The organism is Rhodococcoides kyotonense, assembly GCF_900188125.1.
Classification (GTDB): Bacteria; Actinomycetota; Actinomycetes; order Mycobacteriales; family Mycobacteriaceae; genus Rhodococcoides; species Rhodococcoides kyotonense.
Genome location: NZ_FZOW01000005.1, coordinates 231,388 through 251,234 on the forward strand (window position 1 = coordinate 231,388; position 19,847 = coordinate 251,234).

The 19,847-nt window shown below is 64.9% G+C and carries 21 protein-coding genes and 2 tRNA genes; 14 read left to right on the forward strand and 9 right to left on the reverse strand.

The features are described 5' to 3' along the window. Positions 1–30: 30 nt before the first annotated feature. Together CHB96_RS10715 and CHB96_RS10720 are read left to right on the forward strand one after the other, a co-directional pair. Entirely contained in the window at positions 31–495 is a 465-nt protein-coding gene (locus CHB96_RS10715) for an acyl-CoA thioesterase (RefSeq protein ID WP_089245873.1), read from the forward strand. Beyond that, complete coding sequence (locus tag CHB96_RS10720; RefSeq protein WP_089245875.1) at positions 488–1,174, forward strand: DUF8010 domain-containing protein; 687 nt, start codon at positions 488–490, stop codon at positions 1,172–1,174. Before CHB96_RS10715 ends, CHB96_RS10720 begins: the two co-directional genes overlap by 8 nt. Here CHB96_RS10720 and CHB96_RS10725 read toward each other — a convergent pair. From CHB96_RS10725 to CHB96_RS10740, 4 genes are read right to left on the reverse strand one after another with little or no spacing between them, the layout of a single operon-like run. Further along, positions 1,147–2,073: a DMT family transporter gene (locus tag CHB96_RS10725; protein ID WP_089245876.1), complete on the reverse strand. Its 927-nt coding sequence runs from the start codon at positions 2,071–2,073 to the stop codon at positions 1,147–1,149. The genes CHB96_RS10720 and CHB96_RS10725 overlap by 28 nt on opposite strands. Continuing rightward, positions 2,061–3,674 (reverse strand): glycoside hydrolase family 13 protein, encoded by a 1,614-nt coding sequence (locus CHB96_RS10730; protein ID WP_089245878.1) that lies wholly within the window; start codon positions 3,672–3,674, stop codon positions 2,061–2,063. The genes CHB96_RS10725 and CHB96_RS10730 overlap by 13 nt, the downstream gene beginning before the upstream one ends. Before the next feature lie 44 nt (positions 3,675–3,718). Beyond that, positions 3,719–4,114: a globin gene (locus CHB96_RS10735; protein WP_089245880.1), complete on the reverse strand. Its 396-nt coding sequence runs from the start codon at positions 4,112–4,114 to the stop codon at positions 3,719–3,721. A gap of 51 nt (positions 4,115–4,165) precedes the next feature. After that, positions 4,166–5,140 carry a mechanosensitive ion channel family protein gene (locus tag CHB96_RS10740; protein WP_245865449.1) on the reverse strand — a complete coding sequence of 325 codons (975 nt, stop codon included), beginning with the start codon at positions 5,138–5,140 and terminating at the stop codon, positions 4,166–4,168. Between the two features lie 192 nt (positions 5,141–5,332). Here CHB96_RS10740 and CHB96_RS10745 point away from each other — a divergent pair, with 192 nt between their 5' ends. Genes CHB96_RS10745 through CHB96_RS10755 form a run of 3 tightly spaced genes read left to right on the forward strand, consistent with a single transcriptional unit; the run spans position 5,333 to position 6,796 of the window. Further along, positions 5,333–6,031, forward strand: a complete 699-nt coding sequence (locus CHB96_RS10745; protein ID WP_245865451.1) for an HNH endonuclease — start codon at positions 5,333–5,335, stop codon at positions 6,029–6,031. A gap of 50 nt (positions 6,032–6,081) precedes the next feature. Next, positions 6,082–6,333 carry an aa3-type cytochrome oxidase subunit CtaJ gene (gene ctaJ, locus CHB96_RS10750; protein WP_089245882.1) on the forward strand — a complete coding sequence of 84 codons (252 nt, stop codon included), beginning with the start codon at positions 6,082–6,084 and terminating at the stop codon, positions 6,331–6,333. After that, positions 6,320–6,796 carry a DUF5130 family protein gene (locus CHB96_RS10755; RefSeq protein WP_089245884.1) on the forward strand — a complete coding sequence of 159 codons (477 nt, stop codon included), beginning with the start codon at positions 6,320–6,322 and terminating at the stop codon, positions 6,794–6,796. Before ctaJ ends, CHB96_RS10755 begins: the two co-directional genes overlap by 14 nt. A gap of 60 nt (positions 6,797–6,856) precedes the next feature. Here the strand turns inward: CHB96_RS10755 and pepN are convergent, their stop codons facing one another. Then, positions 6,857–9,430: an aminopeptidase N gene (gene pepN, locus CHB96_RS10760; RefSeq protein ID WP_089245886.1), complete on the reverse strand. Its 2,574-nt coding sequence runs from the start codon at positions 9,428–9,430 to the stop codon at positions 6,857–6,859. Between the two features lie 152 nt (positions 9,431–9,582). Between pepN and CHB96_RS10765 the strand changes: the two genes are divergently transcribed. Next, positions 9,583–10,206, forward strand: a complete 624-nt coding sequence (locus CHB96_RS10765) for a mycothiol-dependent nitroreductase Rv2466c family protein (RefSeq protein WP_089245888.1) — start codon at positions 9,583–9,585, stop codon at positions 10,204–10,206. A 61-nt stretch (positions 10,207–10,267) separates the two neighbouring features. Here CHB96_RS10765 and CHB96_RS10770 read toward each other — a convergent pair whose 3' ends face one another. Beyond that, positions 10,268–10,945: a DUF429 domain-containing protein gene (locus tag CHB96_RS10770; RefSeq protein ID WP_245865452.1), complete on the reverse strand. Its 678-nt coding sequence runs from the start codon at positions 10,943–10,945 to the stop codon at positions 10,268–10,270. Between the two features lie 16 nt (positions 10,946–10,961). Here CHB96_RS10770 and CHB96_RS10775 point away from each other — a divergent pair, with 16 nt between their 5' ends. Together CHB96_RS10775 and CHB96_RS10780 are read left to right on the forward strand one after the other, a co-directional pair. Further along, a complete protein-coding gene (locus tag CHB96_RS10775) occupies positions 10,962–11,441 on the forward strand; it encodes a ribose-5-phosphate isomerase (protein WP_089245892.1) in 480 nt (159 codons plus the stop codon). Positions 11,442–11,444: 3 nt separating this feature from the next. Then, positions 11,445–12,242, forward strand: a complete 798-nt coding sequence (locus CHB96_RS10780; RefSeq protein ID WP_089245894.1) for an Fpg/Nei family DNA glycosylase — start codon at positions 11,445–11,447, stop codon at positions 12,240–12,242. Here the strand turns inward: CHB96_RS10780 and CHB96_RS10785 are convergent. After that, positions 12,239–13,030: a hypothetical protein gene (locus CHB96_RS10785; protein WP_089245896.1), complete on the reverse strand. Its 792-nt coding sequence runs from the start codon at positions 13,028–13,030 to the stop codon at positions 12,239–12,241. The genes CHB96_RS10780 and CHB96_RS10785 overlap by 4 nt on opposite strands. 131 nt (positions 13,031–13,161) lie before the next feature. Between CHB96_RS10785 and CHB96_RS10790 the strand changes: the two genes are divergently transcribed. After that, positions 13,162–13,914 (forward strand): maleylpyruvate isomerase N-terminal domain-containing protein, encoded by a 753-nt coding sequence (locus tag CHB96_RS10790; protein WP_089245898.1) that lies wholly within the window; start codon positions 13,162–13,164, stop codon positions 13,912–13,914. Positions 13,915–13,978: 64 nt separating this feature from the next. Here the strand turns inward: CHB96_RS10790 and CHB96_RS10795 are convergent. Continuing rightward, positions 13,979–14,049 (reverse strand) — tRNA-Gly (locus CHB96_RS10795). 203 nt (positions 14,050–14,252) lie between these two features. On the opposite strand from CHB96_RS10795, the gene CHB96_RS10800 reads away from it, so the two are divergent. The 5 genes from CHB96_RS10800 (at position 14,253) to clpX (ending at position 18,902) form a co-directional block, all read left to right on the forward strand. Continuing rightward, positions 14,253–14,326: transfer RNA gene (locus tag CHB96_RS10800), tRNA-Pro, on the forward strand. 113 nt (positions 14,327–14,439) lie between these two features. Next, entirely contained in the window at positions 14,440–15,816 is a 1,377-nt protein-coding gene (gene tig / locus CHB96_RS10805; protein ID WP_089245900.1) for a trigger factor, read from the forward strand. An 81-nt stretch (positions 15,817–15,897) separates the two neighbouring features. Then, complete coding sequence (locus tag CHB96_RS10810) at positions 15,898–16,548, forward strand: ATP-dependent Clp protease proteolytic subunit (protein ID WP_089245902.1); 651 nt, start codon at positions 15,898–15,900, stop codon at positions 16,546–16,548. 45 nt (positions 16,549–16,593) lie between these two features. Next, a complete protein-coding gene (locus CHB96_RS10815) occupies positions 16,594–17,235 on the forward strand; it encodes an ATP-dependent Clp protease proteolytic subunit (protein ID WP_068423770.1) in 642 nt (213 codons plus the stop codon). 389 nt (positions 17,236–17,624) lie between these two features. Continuing rightward, the gene (gene clpX / locus CHB96_RS10825; protein WP_089245906.1) at positions 17,625–18,902 is read left to right on the forward strand and encodes an ATP-dependent Clp protease ATP-binding subunit ClpX; all 1,278 of its coding nucleotides are present in this window, start codon (positions 17,625–17,627) and stop codon (positions 18,900–18,902) included. A 72-nt stretch (positions 18,903–18,974) separates the two neighbouring features. Here clpX and fdhD read toward each other — a convergent pair whose 3' ends face one another. Next, positions 18,975–19,799, reverse strand: a complete 825-nt coding sequence (fdhD, locus tag CHB96_RS10830; RefSeq protein WP_089245908.1) for a formate dehydrogenase accessory sulfurtransferase FdhD — start codon at positions 19,797–19,799, stop codon at positions 18,975–18,977. Between the last annotated feature and the right edge of the window lie 48 nt (positions 19,800–19,847).

Here is a 19,847-nt window from a genome sequence, read left to right on the forward strand (position 1 = left end):
GACCGGAACTACAGCGAAGGACGTTCTCGAGTGAGTGTGCCCGACGGCCATCTGTCCGAGGAACTGCAGCCGAGTGAGCGAATCGGCTTCCACACCACCGTCGAAGTGCGGTGGTCGGACATGGATGTCTACCAACACATCAACCATGCGCGCATGGTGACGTTGCTCGAGGAGGCACGCATTCCGTGGCTGCTGGTCGACGGCAAACCGACCGCGAATCTGCGGCACGGTGCGGTGATCGCAGATCTGCACGTGAAGTATCGCGGGCAGCTCCGTCACGAGGACGGCCCGCTCGACGTGTTCATGTGGGTCGACAAGGTCAGGGCAGTCGACTTCGTCGTCGGGTACGAGGTGCGGGCGAGGGGCGCCTCGCTCGACACCCCGGCGGCGATCGTCGCGTCGACCCAGATCGCGGCGTTCGACATCGATTCGCAGCGGCTACGGCGGTTGACCGGACCGGAGCGCGAATACCTGGAGAGCTGGCGACGTGTTTGAGCGGACCCTGACCGTGCCCGACGCGGTCGAACGCGAGAATCTGACGGCGTTTCTCGCGAAGGCCGTGCGGCTCGACGAGGCGGCGGTGGTACGGCTCCGTATGCGCGGTGACGGGCGGCTGTCGGTGTGGGCGACAACAGGTTTCGATGCGCTCGCCGTTCGGGTCGTCGACGGGGCGATCGTGCCCGACGACACATCCGCTGCCGCCGATCAACTGCTCCAGGCGCTGGAGTCGGCGACGTCGGGGCACGTGGACCCGGGCTTCTCGATGGATTCGGCGTGGCGGGGTGCGCTGCCGCCGGATCACGGCTTCGAGCACGTCGACGACGTGCCCGCACGTGTGCTGATCGATCTCGCCCAGCGGGGTGCCGCGTTGGCGAAGGAACACGGGAGCAGTCACGGCCCGCCGGTGTCGTTGCTGGATCAAGAGGTGCTGCACGTCGACGGCCCGGCCGGTGACGTGTCCATTGCCATGCGCACCGTATTCGCGCTCACCGCAATGGGTTTCGTCCCCGCCACCGGGCAGGACTCGATGACCGCCGACATCGACCTCGCACGAATCGCCTCGGACGAACGGGTGCGTGTGCGTGCGACGGCGGTGTGGTTACGCCTCGACGCGAGATTCGGATCGGTGTTCTGTCGACGCGGAAATCAGTTGTCGCTCAGCGTCGAACGCTGAGACCGTCGACGCACGTCGAGCGCGAGCAGAACGAGAGCGGAAGCCACGACGGCCATGCCGACCCCAGCGAGAACCGTCGGAGATTCTCCGAGCACGACGATGCCGAGCAGCGCGGCGACGACGGGTTCCGCCAGGGTCAGCGTGGCCACGGTCGCGGGCGGCAAGGCACTCAATCCGATGCCGAACAGCAGGTAGGCGACGACGGTCGGAATTAGTGCGAGATACAGGATCACGAGAAGTCCCGACGCCGAGTCCAACCCGCCGGGCCAGCGCACGATCAGCACGGGCAGCAGAACGACGGCGCCGACGGCGAACATCTGGGCCATCGCGGCCTCCGGGCGGGTGCCACTGTTGATGATTCTGGACCCGGCGACGGTGTACAGGGCATAGCCGAAGCCTGCGCACAGTGCTGCCGCGGCGCCGAGCGAGACGTCCGAGGCGGTCTCGGAATCCGATCCCGAGACCAACAGCAGCATGCCGAGAACTGCCAGGCCCGTCGACGCGAACCAGATCGGTCCTGGGCGTGCGCGATCGACGCTCCACTGCAGCATGCCCGTGAACGCAGGACCCGATCCGAGCGCGATCATCGTGCCGGCAGCGACGCCCGCCATTTGAACGCCGGAGAAGAATCCGACCTGATAGACGGCGACGCCGAATCCGCCCAGCAGGAGGCGTCGTACCCCGGCGGCCGAGGAGGATCCGAGACCGCCGCGTAGCCACGCCAGCGGAACCAGGACGAGACTGGCGAGCGCGACGCGTGCGCTTCCGACGGCCAACGGGTCGAGATCGACACCGGCCCAGGACGAGCCGAGGGCCTGAGCGGTTCCGGTGGTACCGAAGAGCGCAGCTGCAGCGAGGACCGCGGCCAGGCCCGCGGCCGCGGCGCTCAGACGAGCCACGCCGCCGCGTCGGCAGGCAGTTGCCCGTCGACAAGGGGCGCACTGGCCATCAGCAGCTCGCCCGGCGGCAACGGAATGGGTACGTCGGTCGCGTTGAGAGCGCAGATCAGGCCGCCGCGTCGTCGGAAGGCAAGGCATCCGGGAGGGCTTCCGTACCAATCGACTTCGGTTCCGGAGAACTCCGGGCGCAGCGCACGCAATTCGATCGCAGCGCGGTACAGGCTCAGCATCGAGTCGACGTCCTCGAGTTGCGCTTCGACGGTCCGCGACGCCCACTCCGGTGGCATCGGGAGCCACGTTCGCGTCGAGCTGCTGAAGCCGAACGGCGGTTCGGTGCCTTCCCACGGAACCGGGACGCGGCAGCCGTCGCGTCCGCGTTCGGCGTGTCCGGATCGCTCCCAGACGGGGTCCTGCAGAACGTCGTCGGGCAGATCGACGTTCGGTAGGCCGAGTTCGGCGCCGTTGTACACGAACACCGTTCCGGGAAGCGCCAATTCGAGCAGGATCATCGCGCGGGCACGCTGAGTACCGCGGTCACCGCCTCCGTACCGGGTGACCTCACGAGCGATGTCGTGGTTCGACAGAGCCCACGTGGGAGTGCCGTCGACCCTCTCGACCGCGTCGAGCGAGTTCGTCACGGCGTCGCGGATCGCGGCGGCATCGAAATCGGCCTCGGCCAGACGGAAATTGAAGCCGAGGTGCAGTTCGTCGGGGCGGATGTAGTCGCCGAACCGGGCGTTGTCCTGTACCCAGATCTCACCGATCGTGGTCGTGCCCGGGTACTCGTCCATGACCTTGCGGATGCCGCGATGGATCTCGTGCACCGCATCGTTGTCGAACCGGGGATCGTCGTCGTCGTTCTTCATCAGCGCGTTGCCCTCGAGGTTCATGTCGAGCAACTCGGCGGGCTTGGCCATGCCGTGGGCTACATCGATGCGGAACCCGTCGATGCCGCGATCGAGCCAGAACCGCAACGTCGTCGTCAGATCCTCGACGACCTCCGCATTGTCCCAATTCAGATCCGGCTGTTCCTGGGCGAAGATGTGCAAGTACCACTGGCCCGGCGAACCGTCGGCGGAATCGACGCGTGTCCATGCGGGCCCGCCGAAGATGGACGGCCAGTTGTTCGGGGGCTGCGAGCCGTCGGGACCGGACCCGTCGCGGAAGATGTAGCGCGCCCGTTCCGGACTGCCGGGCGCCGACGCGAGTGCCGCGGCGAACCACGGGTGCTGATCGCTGGTGTGGTTGGGCACGAGGTCCATCGTGACTTTGATGTCACGGCCGTGGGCCTCCTCGATCAGCGCGTCCATGACGTCGAGATCGCCGAACAGCGGGTCGATCGCACGTGGATCGGATACGTCGTATCCGTGATCGGCCATCGGGGATTTCATGACCGGGCTGAGCCAGATCGCGTCGACGCCGAGCAGTTCCAGGTAGCCCAATCGGTCGCGTACGCCGCCGAGATCGCCGACCCCGTCACCGTTCGAATCGGAGAAGGATCGCGGATAGATCTGGTAGAAGATCGCGTCCTTCCACCAGGTGGTGTCCAGCGCTTGTTCCTTCGGGTCGGTCACGACTGCCAAGTCTGCCAAATACGACATTCACCCTCGACGCAGGGACCGGCCGAGGCGACGCGTCGTCTCATTCAGAATGCCGAGTTGACCATCGAATTCGCGGCCATCTCCATGTAGTCGACCAACTGGGCACGGTGCGCGTCGTCCAACACCGAGTCGTCGATCGATGCGATCGCGGTGTGCATGCACCGCAGCCATGCATCGCGCTCGATCGGTCCGATTCGGAACGGCGAATGTCTCATCCGCAGACGCGGGTGTCCACGCTCGTCCGAGTACGTGCGCGGACCACCCCAATACTGCTCGAGGAACATGCGCATGCGACGTTCGGCTGGGCCGAGGTCCTCTTCGGGGTACAGCGGACGGACGACCTCGTCCTTCGCCACTTCCTCGTAGAACTTCGCGGTCAGCTTGTGGAAGGTGTCGCCGCCGCCGACCGCGTCGTAGAACGTCTGCTGCGGTTCGGTCATGGCGTGATGCTCTCCGTCTTCGGTTGGACTGTGTGCGAGATTCAAGTATCCCTACTTGGACAGGTCCGGGACGAATCCGCCCGCTCGACCTTCGGGGTAGGGGGCTCTGATACCGGCGTTCTCGAATGCCTGCAGTATCTCGCGGTGCATGCGGCGCTGCACCGCCCACTGGCGACCGGGCCTCGTCTCGACGGTAATGCGAATGGTCACGGTGTCAGCGCTCACCGCGTTGACACCCAGCATCTCGGGCGAGCCGAGCAGGTCACCTTCGAAGTCACCCGACTGGACGACATCGAGGGCAGCCTTCTCGGCGACCTCGCACGCCTCGTCGATGTTCGCGGTGTGCGCGACAGGCAGGTCGAGCACGGCGACCGCGAAGCCCTGACTCATGTTGCCCACTCGGAGAACCTCTCCGTTGCGGCAGTACCACACGGTGCCGTTGACGTCGCGGACCGTCGTCACGCGGAGGCCGACACTCTCGACGGTGCCGATGGCCTCGCCCAGGTCGACGACGTCGCCGACGCCGTACTGGTCCTCGAGGAGCATGAATATGCCGGACAGGAAGTCACGGACGAGATTCTGCGCACCGAAACCGAGGGCTACTCCGACGATGCCCGCGGACGCGATGAACGGGGCAACGTTGACTCCGACGACATCGAGCACGGACAGAACGAACCAGGTCAGGATCACGACGGACACGCCGGACTTCATGACCGACCCGATGGTCTTGGCACGTTGTTTGCGTCGCTCGGACAGGATCGATCCCTGTAGCGACGTCGGGGCTCGTTCGCGCAGTGGTCGAAGCAGAAGTGGTGGTTTGGTCGAATCGCTCGAGTTACGTCGGGTGAAGCGATCGATGAGCTTGTGCAGCACCAGACGCAGAACGATCGCGAGCGCCAGATATCCGGCGACTTGCAAAGGCCTGTCCACCAGCCAGTCTCGACCGGTTTCCGTCAATTCGAATGCTCGCGAGTCCAGGGACGATGCGATGGCGTGCAGGCGTGGATTCGGATCGATAACAGACACCTGGAGAGTCTACGGACGTCGACAGATCTCGCCACCGAGGTCTGCAGCCGCCCACTCGTTCGCCCGAAGTTCACCGATCCGCAACGGACTCAGAAGCAAAAAGGGGTGTGCGCGCAGGTCGGATTCGTGTTCCACTGTTCCTCGTGTTCCGCGCAAGCCATGCGCGGGCGCCGACGTCCTGGGAGAACGCCCATGAAGAAGAAGCAACATCACCGACAACTTCTGCCCACTGATGCCCACGAAACCGCAGACCAGCGGCTACGGACATCAGGGGCGAATGCACTGCACGTAGTCCATCCCGACGGCTCTGCCGGACATTCCTCAGCAGCGAAGCCTGCAGGAGCGATCAGTTCGGCGGAGGACGTCGTACCCGCCTGGGTCAAACGGCGGGTCCTTCTTCTCAACGCCACGTTCGAACCCCTCACCGCTCTGCCGATGCGCCGAGCCGTGGTGCTCCTGGTGTGCAACAAGGCCGACGTCATCCACGACGATCCCGGCGGCCCGTTCATCCGCTCGGCGGACTTCTCCGTGCAGGTTCCGTCCGTCATTCGCTTGAGAACGTTCGTTCGGGTCCCGTATCGCGCCCGCGTCCCGATGACCCGCGCGGCTCTCATGCATCGCGATCGCTTCCGGTGCGCATACTGCGGATCGAAAGCGGAGACGGTCGACCACGTGATTCCGCGCAGTCGTGGGGGAGAGCACTCGTGGGAGAACTGCGTCGCATGCTGCGCTCCGTGCAACCATCGCAAAGCGGACAAAATGCTCAGTGAGCTGGGGTGGACCCTACGGGCGCAACTCGTCCCGCCCAAGGGACCGCACTGGCGTCTGCTCGCGAGCACCAAGGAACTGGACCCGTCCTGGCTCGCGTATCTGGGCGAAGGCGCAGCCTGACGGCTACCCGGCGTCGCTCCGCCACGAAAAATGGACTAACGTCACACCCTGTGAGCATTCTCGAGACCTTGCTGATATTCGGCGTGATCCCGATCGCGATCGTCGGGATCATCGGTGCGTTGTCCTACGTTGCCGACAGGCAGCCGGGATTGGACGTCACGCCGTACCGACTGACCGACAAGTGGACGCGTGGCCCTGTGCTGTGGAGCGCGACGGACGAGGTGACGCCGCACGGTGGCGGCCATTCCTCGCACGCGTCGGCAGCCGATTCGATCGGAGGATCTGCAAGTGGCAAGTGGTGAACTGACGAAGACCCACGTCGACGAGAGCGAGCTGCCGTACGGCGCTGCGTTGACCGCGAGCGGTCGCGTGTCTGCTGTCCACGAGTTCGGCAAGCCGAGCCCGGATCATCTGCCGTTCGCGACGCAGGACCTCGTCGCGCTCGACGACGCTCTCGCCGAGGCGACGCGCGCGACGCAGATCCGGTTCAACGTCTACGTCGGTGACCTCGGAGCCGACACGGCCGCAGGCGCGGATGCGGTGTTCCCTGGTACACCCGACGCCGTCCGTTCCGTGCTCGTCGCGGTTGACCCCGACAACAAGGCCATCGAGATCCGGACGGGTCGGCGCGTGTCCAACCGTGCGACGGATCGCGTCGCGCAGCTCGGTGTCACGGCAGCGGTCGGACCGTTCCGTGACGGCAACCTGATCGACGGACTGGTCAGCTCGGTCCGCGTCATGGCTGCTGCCATCGTCAGCCCGTAACAGCATCGCTCCAACGACAGCGCCCCCGGAACTTTCCGGGGCGCTGTCGTCGTATCGGGGTCAGCTCGCGTCGAACTGACGTGCCTTCAGCGAGCGGACGATTCCTGCGCGTCCCTCGACCACCAGACGCCGCAGCGCGGGCGGCAGATCTCCGTCCAGGAATCGGTCCGCTGCTGCCACGGACTCGTCGCTGATCGACCACGACGGATACAGCCCGACGACGACCGTTTGCGCAACCTCGCTCGACCGACGCGCCCACACGCCCGAAATCGCCTCGAAGTAACGGTCGACGAACGGCTCGAGCAGTGCGGACTGGCCCGGTCCGGCGAATCCGCCGATGATCGAGCGTGCCGTGATGTTGGGGACCGAGTCGTCGTCGACGACCGTCGCCCATGCCTGGTTCTTCACGTCCGCATCCGGCCGGGCTGCCCGCGCCGCGGCAGCAGAGCGCGCACCCGCAGCGGTGTTGTCGCGATCGGCCTCCGCGTCGATGATCGGCGACGCCGAACCGTCGGAGTCGATCGCTCCCGCGCCTGCCAGTGCACCGACGATCCGCCAGCGCAGATCGGTGTCGACGTCCAAGCCGCCCAGGTCCTGGCCGGCGACGTCGCCGTCGAGCAGTCCCTTCAGAACGCCGACGTGACGCTCGGACAGCACCGAACCGGTCAGTGAGTTGACGAACGCCAACTGATGATCGGATCCGGCGTCTGCGCCCCGCGCCAGGTCCAGCAGCGTATCCGCGAACTCCGGCTGCCCTGTGCTCGTCGCCCACTGCGGCTCTGCGTAACTGTTGATCGCCGTCTGCGCCTGCAGCAGCAACCGCTGTACGACGCCCACCTCGGTCTCCGATGCGATGCCCCGCTGCACGAGCGCGACGAAGTCGCGGGCCTTCATCTCGGCCTGCCGAGTCATCTCCCACGCTGCCGACCACGCCAGAGTGCGGGGGAGCGGGTCGACGATGTCGCCGATGCGGGCGATCAGCGTGTCGAGCGACTCCGGATCGAGACGCACCGAGCAGTACGTCAGATCGTCGTCGTTGACGAGAACCAGCTTGCCGCGCGCGACGCCGACCAGCTCGGCGACGTCCGTGCTCTCGGCAGCGTCGAGGTCGAGTTCGACACGCTTCGTGCGGACGAGCCTGCCGCCTTCGTCGTCGTAGATTCCGACGGCGATGCGGTGCACGCGTCGCTCACCGGCACCCGGAGCTGCGCCGCTCTGCTTCACCGCGAACCGCGTGAAGTTGCCACTGGAGTCCACGTCGAAATCGGGGCTCAGAGTGTTGAGGCCGGTGGTGCGGAGCCATTGATCACCCCAGTCGGAGAGGTCGCGGCCGGACGACTTCTCCAATGCGGAGAGTAGATCCGAGAAGGTTGCGTTGCCGAAGGCGTGGTCGACGAAGTAACTGCGTAGGCCGGCGAGGAAGTCGTCCTTGCCGACGTAGGCGACGAGCTGCTTGAGGACGCTCGCGCCCTTCGCGTACGTGATGCCGTCGAAGTTGACCTCGACGGCCGCGAGATCGGGGATGTCCGCGGCGATCGGGTGCGTCGACGGCAGTTGATCCTGGCGGTACGCCCACGACTTCTCGACGTTCGCGAACGTCGTCCATGCATTGGTGTATTCGGTGGCCTCGGCCTGGCAGAGCACCGACGCGAACGTCGCGAAGGACTCGTTGAGCCACAGGTCGTCCCACCACGTCATCGTGACGAGGTCGCCGAACCACATGTGCGCCATTTCGTGCAGCACCGTCTCGGCGCGGCGCTCGTAGGAGTATCGCGTCACCTTGGACCGGAAGACGTAGTCCTCGAGGAACGTGACCGCTCCCGCGTTCTCCATGGCGCCCGCGTTGAACTCCGGAACGAACAGCTGGTCGTACTTGCCGAAGGCGTACGGGGTGCCGAAGTTGGCGTGGTAGAAGCCGAAGCCCTGCTTCGTCTCGGTGAACAGCCGCTCGGCGTCCATGTGTTCCGCCAGTGACGCGCGGCAATAGATGCCCAGCGGGATCGTGCCGTGGTCGTCGGTGTACGAGTCGGTCCACTCGGCGTACGGGCCCGCGATCAGCGCAACGAGGTACGTGCTCATCAGCGGAGTCGTGTCGAAGACGTGCTCACCCGCGGCAGGCTCGGCGGCGTGCGCCGAGTTGGAGATGATCTTCCAGCTCTCGGGAGCGGTGACCTTCAGGTCGAACGTCGCCTTCAGATCCGGCTGATCGAAGCACGCGAACATCCGCTTGGCATCGGCGGTTTCGAACTGCGTGTACAGGTACACCGAACCGTCCGACGGATCGACGAACCGATGGAGACCTTCACCGGTGTGTGAATACGCACACTCGGCGACGACGACCACTTCGTTCTGCTCGGCCAGATCGTTGAGCGCGATGCCGGTTTCCTCGTCGTACGACGAGATGTCGAGATCCGATCCGTTGAGAGTGGCGGATCGGACGCTGTCGGCGACGATGTCGACGACGCTCGATGCGCCGGGCGTCGCGCTGAAGGCGATGGTCGTCGTCGACAGGAACGTCTTTTCGCTGGGGTTGCCGGAACCGTCGGTGAGATCCAGAACTATCGAATAGGTGGGATTGCCGAGCACGGTCGATCGTGTCGCGGCTTGATCGCGAGTCAGATTGGGAGCAACCACTTAAGTCATGCACCTTCTCGAGTAGGGAAACGATGGATGCCACCATCCCATCACGTTCGGGTTCCGGCATGCTGGTCAAGGGAGGGCATGGAATGGTTCGGCGCCATCCGGAGTTGGCTTGTCCGGAAGGCTACGAACCTTGGACGAAGGAGATGGACGTGACCGACAGTGCACAGAAGGACACCGCAGATTTCTGGTTCGACCCGCTGTGCCCCTGGTGCTGGATCACCTCGCGCTGGATTCTCGAGGTCGAGAAGGTGCGCGACATCGACGTGAACTTCCACGTCATGTCGCTCGCAGTGTTGAACGAGGGCCGGGATCTGCCCGAGCAGTACTCGGAGCTGATGACGAAGGCATGGGGACCGGTGCGCGTCGCGATCGCTGCGTCGAAGGCCAAGGGCGACGAGATTCTCTCTCCGCTCTACACCGCGCTGGGCACCCGGATCCACAACGAAGGCAACAAGAATTTCCCCGAGGTCATCGAGCAGTCGCTCGCCGAGCTCGGACTTCCGGCGGAACTCGCGAAGGCAGCCGAGAGCACCGAGTACGACGAGGCGCTCCGCACGAGCCACCACGCGGGCATGGACAAGGTCGGCGACGACGTCGGCACACCCACCATCCACGTCAACGGTGTCGCGTTCTTCGGGCCGGTTCTCTCTCGCATCCCGCGCGGCGAAGAGGCAGGAAAGCTGTGGGACGCGTCGGTGATCTTCGCGTCGTACCCGCACTTCTTCGAGCTGAAGCGCACGCGTCACGAGGATCCTGAGTTCGACTAGGCGCCTTCGGCGCACGTGCACGAAAATACATAGCCCGCTATGTATTTTCGTGCACATGGGGCTATACGACGATGCGATCTGCCGCGTCCGTGGTTCCGAACATCCGGTGCTCGCCCCTGCTGAATCGCCACGCCGACCATGCGGCCGCCGCCGCATCCAACGCGTCGTCGACGACGGGTCCGACCGGTAACTCCGCGAGCCCGGCCGCCAGATCGCGTGGATCCAACCACGAACCGAGCGCCGCGAGCCTCTGCCCGGCCCCTCGGGCCGTCTTCTTCGATGCGAACTCCGTCGAGGGCGCCATCATCCGGAACGCGCATTCGGGATGTACTTCGACGACGCGCTCGGGATCGAAGCGCACCGACTGCCACGACCGCACCCCGGCCATCAGATACCACGTCTGTTTGCTGATCGCCTTGCCGGTGACCGACCGCGAGATCGCGCACGCGTCCTCGTACGAGTCGGCGTCCAGAACTGCTCGCACCGGGGTGTGGAAGATCGACGAGCGCGCCGGTCCGAGAAACGACTTCGCTTCGGATTCACTTGTGCGATAGCCGTGTTCGGGCATCGACAATGGCATGTCGACGCCGACGGCCGAACAGTCCTCGGTGCTGCGCACCACCTCGTCGACGTCGTGGGCGACGCTCCATCGGATGTGCGAGCCGTCGTACCTCGCCACCACCCATTCGCCCTTCGCGCCGTCGACGCCGGCGACCGCATTTCCAGCGCTCACATCCACCTGTCAGACTCTAGGCATGCGCGTATACCTGGGTGCAGACCACGCTGGTCTCGAGTTCAAGAATCAGATCATCGAACACCTCACGAAGTCCGGGCACGAGCCCGTCGACTGCGGTGCATTCGACTACGACCCCGTCGACGACTACCCGGCCTTCTGCATCGACGCGGCACGTCGCGTCGTGGCGGACCCGGGCAGCCGTGGCCTGGTGCTCGGTGGTTCCGGCAACGGCGAGCAGATCGCCGCGAACAAGGTGCCCGGTGCTCGCTGCGCGCTGGCGTGGAGCGTCGAGACCGCGAAGCTCGCGCGTGAGCACAACGATGCTCAGCTGATCGGCATCGGCGGACGTATGCACACGCTGCCCGAGGCGCTCGCGATCGTCGACGCATTCCTCGGTACCCCGTTCTCCGGTGAAGAGCGCCACCAGCGCCGCATCGACATCCTGTCGGAGTACGAGCGTTCGGGCGAGGCGCCCGAGGTACCGGGAAAGCCTGCCTGATCAGTGCCGGAAGGCCATACCCTGCACCGCCTCGCGCGGTTGCATCAACGACGGTTCGGCGGGGCACCGGTCGAGGTGAGCAGCCCTCAGGGGCGCTTCACCTCCGGTGCCGCGCTGGTCGACGGGCTCGTACTCGAGAAGGCCGAAGCCTGGGGCAAGCACCTGCTGCACCGCTACGAGTCGGATCTGATCGTCCACATCCATCTCGGTCTGTACGGCAAGTTCACCGAACAGGCTGTGCCGCTGGATGATCCGGTCGGCGCGGTTCGCCTGCGGATGGTGGGCGACGAGTACGGCACCGACCTGCGCGGGCCGACGGCGTGCGAAATCTATACGGAGCAACAGGTCGACGCGCTGAAAGCGCGGCTCGGGCCGGACCCGATCAGGAAAGACGCCGACCCGGAGCGGGCCTGGGCTCGAATCACGAAGTCCCGCACGCCCATCGGAACGCTACTGATGGATCAGCAGGTCTTGGCAGGAGTCGGAAACGTCTATCGGGCCGAGGTCCTCTTTCGTCACGAGATCAATCCGATGCGGCCGGGAAAGGACGTCGACCGCGCCGAGTGGGACGCGCTGTGGTTCGACCTCGTCGAGCTGATGAACATCGGTGTGCGACGCGGAAGGATCATCACCATCCGTCCCGAGGACGATCACGGTGAAGCAGGCTACGCACCGAAACGGCCCCGCACCTACGTCTATCGCAGGGCGGGGCGTCCGTGTCGAATCTGTGGCACCGAGATCCTGCATTCGGTGATGCAGGCGCGAAACCTGTTCTGGTGTCCTGTGTGTCAGGCGACCTAGAAGCCGAAATCACCGCCACCGAAGTCTCCGCCGCCTCCGAAGTCGCCACCGCCGAAGTCTCCGCCGCTGTCTCCGAAGTCGCCGCCGCCGTCGCCGTAGTCGCCACCTGCGTCGCCGAAGTCTCCGCCGCCTTCCGAGCCGTCACCGGCTCCGCTTGCGAATTCCTGTTCGCCGTATCCGACGCCCGCCATCCCGGAGAACATCGCCGAGAACAGGAACATCGAGCCGACGCCCCACGCGCCTGCGACGAGCGCGGGCTTCCACCACGGCTCGGAGTACCAACCCGCGGGGACCGGCCGGCCTGCGACCTTGCCGCCGGGGTAGTAGTTGGGGGTGCGCTCGGACGGGTTGGGTGACGCCTCGACTTGCCTGCCCTCGAAGTCCACCTTGCGGTCCTCGGTGACCTGGCCCGCGGACTTCTGTCCGTCGATGCCCTGGATTTCGGGACCGGGGTCCATGCCCATGGCGAGCCGGGCAGCGCGGATGTAGTACAGCCCTTCGAGTGCGGTCTGCTTCGCGAGCCGAGCCTGTTCGACGGTCTTCGCCTGATCGATCTGCGAGCCGGCGGCGATGTTGCGTTCCGACGCGTCGGCCAGCGCTTGCTTCGACGCGGTGTCGGTGCCGACGAGATTGTAGATCTGACCGCCGAGACGTTCGATCGACTGCCGTGCGTCCGCCTTCGCGTCGTCCAGCGTGCTCGCCGTCCTGGCTGCGGAGTTCTTCTGGCTGCGTACGACCAGAAAGACGACAGCAGCGACGACGATGACGACGAGTAACAATGCTTCCACGTGTATGACCCCTTCCGGGGATTCTTCCGGGGGCGGGTGACGACGCGGCCCCGTCGGACAAATCGGACACTTTCCACGATACGCGGCGCATCCGGGCGCGAACCCGATGCGGCAAGGGCAGGATCGTAGCCATGACACCCGATCAGCAAGTGGAACTTCTGGCGGTCGAATGCGGCCGCATGGGATCGCTCTCGTTGGACGAAGCCAGCACTCCCGTGCCGTCCATGCCGGACTGGACCATCGAGAAACTGGTCAGGCACGTGACCTTCGTCCACCGAATGGCTCGCGCGGCACTCGATGTACCGGCAGTCGACGGTATGGCGAAAGTCATTGCAGCAGTGGAGAAGCCGGAACGTGGGCCTGCCGTCCTCGACGACTATGCCGAGTCGGCCGCCGCGATGCTCGACGCATATCGTCGCGTGGATCTGCAGACTCCGGTGGCCACGTGGGCGGGGGAGGGGACGGCCGACTACTGGATCCGTCGTCAGTTGCACGAGGTGACCGTCCATCGTTTCGACGCACAGGATGCGGTTCACGCACGCGGCGGATCGGAGTCCGACGACGCCGACCCGGCCGGTGCCGCCGACGGCGTCGCGGAGTGGGCCGAGGCGTTCCTGACGCGTGTGCCCCTGGATCGACTGCCCGACTTGAAGGGTCGGACCGTGCATCTGCACACCGACGACGGAACCGACATGGAACTGTTCCTCGATTTCACCGGTGAGGCTGTCGTCGTGACGCGTGAGCACCGCAAAGGGGACGTCGCGCTTCGAGGATCGGCGCAGGATCTGTTGCTGACCGTGTGGCGGCGACGGCCGTTCGACACCCTCGTCGTCGTCGGCGACGCGGCGGTCGGGCGGGCGCTGTACGACGGTGTGCGGATCTGACGGTGAGAAGAGGGACATGAAAAAGGCCCGGCCCCCGCAGTGCGGGGGCCGGGCCTTTTCGGTGAGCCGATGACGAGAATCGAACTCGCGTAGCCTGTTTGGAAGACAGGGGCTCTACCATTGAGCTACATCGGCGTGCGAGCGACTCGATGGGATCGCCATCTCCGTCGCTTGCGATTCGAAACTCTACATAATCCTGCTTCGAGATTACAAACCGCCTGCATGTAGAGTCTGCGGAGACGGAAGCGGTGGCCCTGTGTCGGGCACCGGTGGTGTCTGCTGTTGAATGGTGCCTGTAGGTTGAACGATGTCGGCACGAGTTCGGTGTTGCAGTACGACGGGGTGTGGCGCAGCTTGGTAGCGCATCCGCTTTGGGAGCGGAGGGTCGCAGGTTCAATTCCTGTCACCCCGACAAGATGAGGTCGGACCCGATCAGGGTCCGACCGGTATCCACGGACACGGCTCGTCGAGTATGGGCGGGCCCAGGCCGACCGCAAGGCAAGACCACCAGAAGGAGCATGTCCCGTGAAGAGCACCGTCGAGCAGCTCAGCCCGACGCGAGTCCGTATCAACGTTGAGGTGCCCTTCGAGGAGCTCAAGCCTGATTTCGACCGCGCTTACAAGGCACTCGCGCAGCAGATCCGCCTGCCGGGATTCCGTCCGGGCAAGGCCCCGGCGAAGCTTCTCGAGGCGCGTGTCGGCCGTGGCGCCGTGTTGGAGCAGGTCGTCAACGACGCTCTCCCGGCTCGTTACTCGGAGGCCGTGAGCTCGGAGCAGATCAAGGTCATCGGCCAGCCCGAGATCGAGATCACAAAGATCGAGGACGGCGAGGAGCTCACGTTCACCGCCGAGGTCGACGTTCGCCCTGAGATCGCGCTGCCGGACTACTCGACCATCAGCGTCACGGTCGATCCCCTCGAGATCACCGACGAAGCAGTCGACGAGCAGCTGCAGTCGCTGCGTCAGCGTTTCGGCACCCTGACCGGTGTCGAGCGTCCCGTCCAGAGCGGCGACTTCGTGTCGATCGACCTGTCGGCCACCGTCGACGGTGAGGCCGTCGAAGAGGCAACCGCCAACGGTCTGTCGCACGAGGTCGGATCGGGCCAGCTGATCGAGGGCCTCGACGACGCCATCGTCGGCGTCTCGGTCGACGAGTCCAAGGACTTCACCTCGACACTCGTCGCAGGCGACTACGCAGGCAAGGAAGCAGTCGTCACCGTCAAGGTCGTCTCGGTCAAGGAGCGCGAGCTTCCCGAGGCCGACGACGAGTTCGCACAGCTCGCCAGCGAGTTCGACACCCTCGACGAGCTCCTCGCCGACCTGAAGACGCGCGTCGAGCGTGTGAAGAAGGTCGAGCAGGCAGGCCAGATCCGCGACAAGGTGCTCGAGACGCTTCTCGAGACCGTCGAGATCCCCGCGCCCGAGGCTGTCGTCAAGGCCGAGGTCGATTCGCAGCTCCACGAGGCCATCCACGGTCTCGACCACGACGAGGCGAAGCTCGCCGAGCTGCTGGAGTCGCAGGGCTCGAGCCGTGAGGAATTCGACAAGGACGTCAAGGAGACCGCCGAGAAGTCGGTGCGTACCCAGCTCCTGCTCGACGCCATCGCCGAGGCCGAGAAGACCGAGGTCGGTCAGGACGAGCTCACCGAGCGGATCATCTTCCAGGCGCAGCGCTACGGCATCTCGCCGGAGGAGTTCATCCAGCAGGTGCAGCAGGCCAACCAGCTCGGTGCAGTCTTCGCCGACGTGCGTCGTGGCAAGGCGCTCGCGACCATCGTCGATCGCGTCAAGGTGACCGACACTGCCGGCGCAGACGTCGACACTTCCGAGCTCTTCGGTAGCCCGGCCGAAGCAGAAGAGCCTGCAGCAGGCGATTCTGCCGAGGGTGAACAAGAGAAGTAACGCTCACAGCGAACGACGGCGGTTCCGGGACTCCGGGGCCGCCGTCTTTCGTTAGTGTCTGTATCAGGAACCAACGATCGTATGGAAAAGGCAGGTACCGTGACTGTTCAGAATCCGGCGGCTTCGCACCAGCAGAGTCCCGTCATGACTTCGGCCGCCTCCGGCTTGAATCTCAGCGACTCCGTGTACGAGCGTCTGCTTCGCGAGCGCATCATCTTCCTCGGTACTCAGGTCGACGATGACATCGCCAACAAGCTGTGCGCACAGATTCTCCTTCTTTCCGCCGAGGATCCCACTCGCGACATCTCGCTCTACATCAACTCGCCCGGTGGTTCGGTCACCGCGGGCATGGCCATCTTCGACACGATGGAATTCGCCGAGTGCGACGTCGCGACCTACGGTATGGGTCTCGCCGCGTCGATGGGGCAGTTCCTGTTGTCGGCAGGCGCGAAGGGCAAGCGCTACGCACTCCCGCACGCGCGCATCATGATGCACCAGCCGTCGGCGGGTATCGGCGGTAGCGCCAGCGACATCGCCATCATGGCCGAGCAGTTCGCGCACACCAAGCGTGAGATGGCCGAGCTCATCGCTCAGCACACGGGTCAGACCGTCGAGCAGATCACCGAGGACTCCGATCGTGACCGGTGGTTCACGGCCGCAGCGGCGAAGGAATACGGCTTCGTGGACCACGTCGTCTCGCGCGCACGTCAGGCAGGCGGCATCGGCGAGTAGATCGCCCTCGCTCCGTCCCTCGAAACCCCACTTCTTGGAGAAACGATGACAAACTTGTTCGACCCCAATCAGATGCCGTCCTCGCGGTACATCCTGCCGTCCTTCGTCGAGCACTCCAGCTACGGCGTCAAGGAGTCCAACCCGTACAACAAGCTGTTCGAGGAGCGCATCATCTTCCTCGGTGTCCAGGTCGACGACGCGTCGGCCAACGACATCATGGCGCAGCTGCTCGTGCTCGAGGGTCTCGATCCCGACCGCGACATCACGATGTACATCAATTCACCGGGTGGATCGTTCACGTCGCTGATGGCGATCTACGACACGATGCAGTACGTCCGCGCGGACGTCGCAACGGTCTGCCTCGGCCAGGCAGCGTCGGCAGCGGCTGTTCTGCTGGCGGCAGGAACGCCCGGCAAGCGTGCGGCATTGCCGAACGCTCGTGTGCTGATCCACCAGCCCGCCAGCGGCGGAATCCAGGGTCAGGTCTCCGACCTCGAGATCCAGGCAGCCGAGATCGAGCGCATGCGTCGCTTGATGGAGACGACGCTCGGACGCCACACCGGCAAGGATCCCGACGTCATCCGCAAGGACACCGATCGCGACAAGATTCTGACCGCCGAGCAGGCGAAAGAGTACGGAATCATCGACACCGTGTTCGACTACCGCAAATTGTCGGCACAGAAGTAGTACCGAGCAGGTATCTTCGCAGGACCGTTGCCGGTGCCGGGTGGACCAGCTTTCGATTCACCCGGCACCGCGACATCGTAGGAACGCGCCGGCCTGCTGTCGCGCGAGGCTCCGACGTAACACTCGGGGGGCGCTCGATCGATGGTCGGGGTGGCAGTGCAGAGGTATGTCGGTCGATCCGAGGACTCGAGAAGAATCGGTCGGCGAATCACCGGAAACAACTCGCCCATGTTCGACGAACACGGGTACGGTCGCATCAGGGCTCGAAAGCTATGGCTGGTCATGTCATCGCTCGAACGCTGTGGATCGAGAAGTTGCTCACGGCCTGACGAGGCATCCGTAGTGGTGCTCGTCGGCCGAACGCGGACAAGGAAGTAGGAACCTCGACAATGGCACGCATCGGTGACGGTGGCGATCTGCTGAAATGCTCTTTCTGCGGCAAGAGCCAGAAGCAGGTGAAGAAACTCATTGCAGGACCAGGTGTGTACATCTGCGATGAGTGCATCGACCTGTGCAACGAGATCATCGAGGAGGAGCTCGCGGAGTCGAGCGAGGTCAAGCTCGACGACCTGCCGAAGCCCTCCGAGATCCGTGATTTCCTCGAGAACTACGTGATCGGACAGGACACCGCCAAGCGCACGCTGGCCGTGGCCGTCTACAACCACTACAAGCGCATCCAGGCCGGCGACAAGGCACGGGATACCCGTGGCGAAAGCGTCGAACTGGCCAAGTCCAACATTCTGATGCTCGGCCCGACCGGGTGCGGTAAGACGTATCTCGCGCAGACGCTGGCCAAGATGCTCAACGTCCCGTTCGCGATCGCCGACGCCACTGCGCTCACCGAGGCGGGGTACGTGGGTGAGGACGTCGAGAACATTCTGTTGAAGCTGATCCAGGCAGCGGATTACGACGTCAAGCGCGCCGAGACCGGCATCATCTACATCGACGAGGTCGACAAGATCGCCCGCAAGAGCGAGAACCCGTCGATCACGCGTGACGTGTCCGGTGAGGGAGTCCAGCAGGCGCTGCTGAAGATTCTCGAGGGGACGCAGGCGAGTGTTCCACCGCAGGGCGGCCGTAAGCACCCGCACCAGGAGTTCATCCAGATCGACACGACCAACGTGCTGTTCATCGTCGCGGGTGCGTTCGCGGGCCTCGAGAAGATCGTGTCCGATCGTGTCGGCAAGCGCGGACTCGGTTTCGGTGCAGAGGTGCGGTCCAAGGCGGAGATCGACACGCAGGACCACTTCGCCGAGGTCATGCCCGAGGACCTGATCAAGTTCGGTCTGATTCCGGAGTTCATCGGGCGCCTTCCCGTCGTCGCTTCGGTGACCAACCTGGACAAGGAATCGTTGGTCACCATCCTGTCCGAGCCGAAGAATGCTCTGGTCAAGCAGTACAGCCGCTTGTTCGAGATGGACAACGTCGAGCTCGAATTCACCAAGGACGCGTTGGAAGCGATCGCCGATCAGGCCATCCTGCGCGGCACGGGCGCGCGTGGTCTGCGTGCCATCCTCGAAGAGGTCCTCAATCCGGTGATGTTCGACATCCCGAGTCGCGACGACGTCGCCAAGGTCGTCGTCACGTCGGAGACCGTCAACGACAACGTCCTCCCGACGATCGTTCCGCGCAAGCCGGAACGTGAGCGTCGAGACAAGTCGGCGTAGCACCTCCAGCAACACAACGAGACCCGGTCGTCGAACGTCGACGGCCGGGTCTGCTTGTCTGTGACAGGCGAATCAGCGTTCGATGCGGTCGACGTGCGAGTACAGATTCATGTTGTCGCCGCGCAGGAATCCGACGACGGTCAGTCCCGACTCCTCGGCCAGATCCACCGCGAGCGACGACGGCGCAGACACCGCCGCGAGTATGGGAATGCCTGCCATCACGGCTTTCTGCGCGAGTTCGAACGACGCGCGCCCACTGACCATCAGCACGGTTCCTTGCAGCGGCACGTGGCCTTCGCCGACTGCCCAGCCGATGACCTTGTCGACGGCATTGTGGCGACCCACGTCCTCGCGGAGGACGCGCATGCGGCCGTCACGATCGAACAGCGCAGCGGCGTGCAAGCCACCCGTCGAATCGAAGACCTTCTGTGATTCACGCAGCGTGTCCGGCATCGTCGACAGCACGGACGCCTTGACACGTACGTCGTCCGAGGCGGGGGAGTGGACGGACTTCAGCTTCACCGCGTCGAGCGAGGCTTTTCCGCACACCCCGCACGACGACGTCGTGTAGAAGTTTCGTTCGACGCCCGGCTGCGGAGGCGCCACCCCGTCGGCGAGAGTGATGTCGAGGACGTTGTAGGTGTTCTGGCCCTCGTCGTCCACTCCGTCGCAGTAGCGGGCGATCGCGACGTCGTCGCGCCCGGTCACGACACCTTCCGTCAGCAGGAATCCGTGTGCCAGTTCGACATCGTGGCCCGGAGTGCGCATGGTGACGGCCAGCGCGGTACCGCCGACCCGTATCTCCAAGGGCTCTTCGACGACGAGGGTGTCGGGACGGCTGGTCTCGTGCATCCCGCGAATGCGCACTACCGGCCGTCGCGTCGTGATTCGTCCCATGGTTCGAGTATGCCGCTCCGCGGTGAGTGCGTGCGTAGTCGGTGCCGA